General features: G+C 69.6%; 3 protein-coding genes. 2 read left to right on the top strand and 1 reads right to left on the bottom strand.

The features are described 5' to 3' along the window. Positions 1-48: 48 nt before the first annotated feature. Complete coding sequence (locus IE263_RS47930; RefSeq protein ID WP_229911591.1) at positions 49-414, bottom strand: VC0807 family protein; 366 nt, start codon at positions 412-414, stop codon at positions 49-51. Between the two features lie 1,182 nt (positions 415-1,596). On the opposite strand from IE263_RS47930, the gene IE263_RS47925 reads away from it, so the two are divergent. Next, positions 1,597-2,568 carry an ATP-binding cassette domain-containing protein gene (locus IE263_RS47925; protein WP_189944445.1) on the top strand — a complete coding sequence of 324 codons (972 nt, stop codon included), beginning with the start codon at positions 1,597-1,599 and terminating at the stop codon, positions 2,566-2,568. Then, positions 2,565-3,110 (top strand): ABC transporter permease (locus IE263_RS47920; RefSeq protein WP_189944444.1); only part of this gene is annotated, 546 nt, incomplete at its 3' end. The genes IE263_RS47925 and IE263_RS47920, both read left to right, overlap by 4 nt.

Genomic DNA, 3,110 nt, shown 5'->3' with positions numbered 1-3,110 from the left:
CGGCCTCGCCACCTGCCTGATTACTTACCGCCACGTCCAACGCCTTTGTTAGGACCTCTTAGCCACGAGAATCGAGCCCAGGATCCAGAGCCCGGCAGCCGCCGCGAGTCCGGCGTCCTTGACGAGGATGACCCGTGGACTGCCGGTGAGCAGCGACGTCGCGATGCGCACCGCCAGCATGCCGATCATGAACGCATCGAAGCTGTCCACACGACGCCGCGTGGCGACCTCGACGGCCATACGCACCGCCGGGACCGCCCCGCTGAGCGTCAGTGCCAGCCATTGGCTGATCCCCTGCGACCGCAGAACGTAGATCACGGCCAGCGGAAGAGCCACGGCGAACAGGATCGGAGTGGCCACTGTCCGCCACGCCGGCATGTCTTGTGTTCCGGTCCGACCGTTCGGTGATGCCATACGAAAAACCGTAGGAACCGGCGAAGATCACCGAATCGACGCGAGGAACGATACGCCTGGTACATCCTTTGATGTACCGGTTCAGAGTGATTGTCGATGTTGGGCGGTGGACTTCGGTATCCCGAGGCGTGGTAGGAACGCTCGTCAGGCCCAGCCGCTGACCAGTGCGTAGATGATCGCGGCGAACAGCGTCTCATCGGGCATGTTCTGCGTCCCGCCGCGTGCGGCCGGACCTTCGACGGTGGGAGCAGCGGCTTCGCGATCTCCCGCCGCCCCAGGGGGACGAAGCTCTCCTTCCCCCGCACCAACCAGCAGCTGTTGGCCCTCGAGGAGCACCGGGCCGGACAGGATCTCTTCTGGAGCTGCAGGTTTGCCGTCGCGGGCCCGGGCGAGTGCCCCTGCGGGGCCGCCGACGGCCCGGCCCACGGCCAGCTGCGCGCATAGTGCCCACCTGTCCACGGTGACCGAACTGCTCGAACACGGCCGCTGCACCCTCGCCCCCGGGCTGCGCCTGTACGTCCTGGTGGCCTCCCGGTCCCCAGACCGTCGCCTGGCACCGCTTCGACCTGGGCCGCCACAACCCACGCCAGCCAAACGCCGGCGGGGGCCACGACATGGACGCCGGCCTCCTGGGCGACTTCGCCTGCCAGGCGGCCTGGCGCAACGACCACACCACCGCCGCAAGCACCTTCGACCACGCCCTGACCCGCACCCGGAACCTCGCTGTCCGCTGCCCGGTGCCCGCTCCAGCTACGCCTCGTCGGCACACTCGCCGCACCAGGCGACCGGAGCGAACGACGCGCTGTGCTGCGCGCCCTCGCCGCGGCCGAGCAACACCTCAACGAGGCCGGCGCCGAACGGCCCGCCTGGAGCGCCCGGGGTGACCGAAGCCGTTGTGCGGTTCGTCAAGCTGTCCCGACCTGCACGTGTCTCACGGCTTTGCTGCTGCCTGGCCGCGTGACGGAGCCGCGGACCGGGCAGCAGCAGACGGGTTTGCCAGGGGCGGGTGGCGATGATGGCTTCGGTGCGTCTTCGTCGAAGGTGCCGGTGGGGCGCGGCGATAGCCGCGCCGAGGCCGCAACGGCGGGGAGGCAATGAGGCATTGCCCTCCGCCGCCCGGTTCCAGGGCGCTGAAACCGTCGTGAAACCGCGCTGAATGCGCCCTGCCGCAACCTCTGCGGCATGACGACAACGACATCGCCCTCACTCGCCATCGCGGCCAAGGGGCTGCGCAAGGCCTACGGGGACAAGACGGTCCTCGACGGCATCGACCTGACGGTGCCGACCGGCACGGTCTTCTCCCTGCTCGGCCCGAACGGAGCCGGCAAGACCACCGCCGTCAAGATCCTCTCCACCCTCATCACCGCCGATGCAGGCGAGCTGCACGTCGGTGGCCACGACCTGGCCACCGCCCCGCAGGCCGTGCGGGCCGCGATCGGCGTCACCGGGCAGTTCTCCGCCGTCGACGGCCTGATCACCGGCGAGGAGAACATGCTCCTCATGGCCGACCTGCACCACCTCTCCCGCAGCGAGGGCCGCCGCACCGCCGCCGAACTCCTGGAGCGCTTCGACCTGGTGGAGGCCGCGAAGAAGCCCGTCTCCACCTACTCCGGCGGCATGAAGCGCCGCCTCGACATCGCCATGACCCTGGTCGGCAACCCGCGGATCATCTTCCTCGACGAACCGACCACCGGCCTCGACCCGCGCAGCCGCCACAACATGTGGGGGATCATCCGCGAGCTGGTCTCCGGCGGCGTCACCGTCTTCCTCACCACCCAGTATCTGGAGGAAGCCGACGAACTCGCCGACCGCATCGCGGTGCTGAGCGACGGCAGGATCGCCGCCGAGGGGAGCGCCGACGAACTGAAGCGGCTCATCCCGGGCGGGCACGTGCGGCTGCGGTTCGCCGACCCGGCCGCGTACCAGTCCGCCGCCGTCGCCCTGCGCGAGGCCACCCGCGACGACGAGGCGCTGGCGCTGCAGATCCCCAGCGACGGCAGCCAGCGCGAACTGCGCTCCATCCTCGACTGGCTGGACACGGCCGGCGTCGAGGCGGACGAGCTGACCGTGCACACCCCCGACCTCGACGACGTGTTCTTCGCCCTGACCGGCGGCACCAAGCTCCCCAACCAGTCCAAGGTGAACGTCCGATGAGCAACCTCTCCCTCGCCGTCCGCGACTCGACCACGATGCTGCGCCGCAACCTGCTGCACGCGCGGCGCTACCCCTCCATGACCCTGAACCTGCTGCTCACGCCGATCATGCTGCTGCTGCTCTTCGTCTACATCTTCGGCGACGTGATGAGCGCGGGCATCGGTGGCGGCGGCGCCGACCGCTCCGACTACATCGCCTACATCGTCCCGGGCCTCCTGCTGATGACCATCGGCAGCACCGTGATCGGGGCCGCGATCTCCGTCTCCATGGACATGAACGAGGGCCTCATCGCCCGCTTCCGCACGATGGCGGTCTACCGAGGGTCGGTCCTCGTCGGGCACGTCGTCGGGAGCGTGCTGCAGGTGCTCGCCAGCCTGGTCCTCGTCGGTGCCGTCGCCGTGGCCATGGGCTTCCGGTCCACGGACGCCACGGCCCTGGAGTGGCTGGCGGCGTTCGGACTGCTCGCGCTGTTCACCCTGGCGCTCACCTGGATCGCGGTCGGCATGGGCATGGCCAGCCCGAACCCCGAGGCGGCCAGCAAC

Source organism: Streptomyces aurantiogriseus (assembly GCF_014649375.1).
Classification (GTDB): Bacteria; Actinomycetota; Actinomycetes; order Streptomycetales; family Streptomycetaceae; genus Streptomyces; species Streptomyces aurantiogriseus.
Note: the sequence above shows the minus strand (reverse complement) of the source record. Positions and strands in the feature narration are given on the sequence as shown.

Bases quoted from the DNA above. Each gene is read 5' to 3' on its own strand.
- IE263_RS47925 (WP_189944445.1), top strand. From the start codon at position 1,597: ATGACGACAACGACATCGCCCTCACTCGCCATCGCGGCCAAGGGGCTG.
- IE263_RS47930 (WP_229911591.1), bottom strand. From the start codon at position 414: ATGGCATCACCGAACGGTCGGACCGGAACACAAGACATGCCGGCGTGG.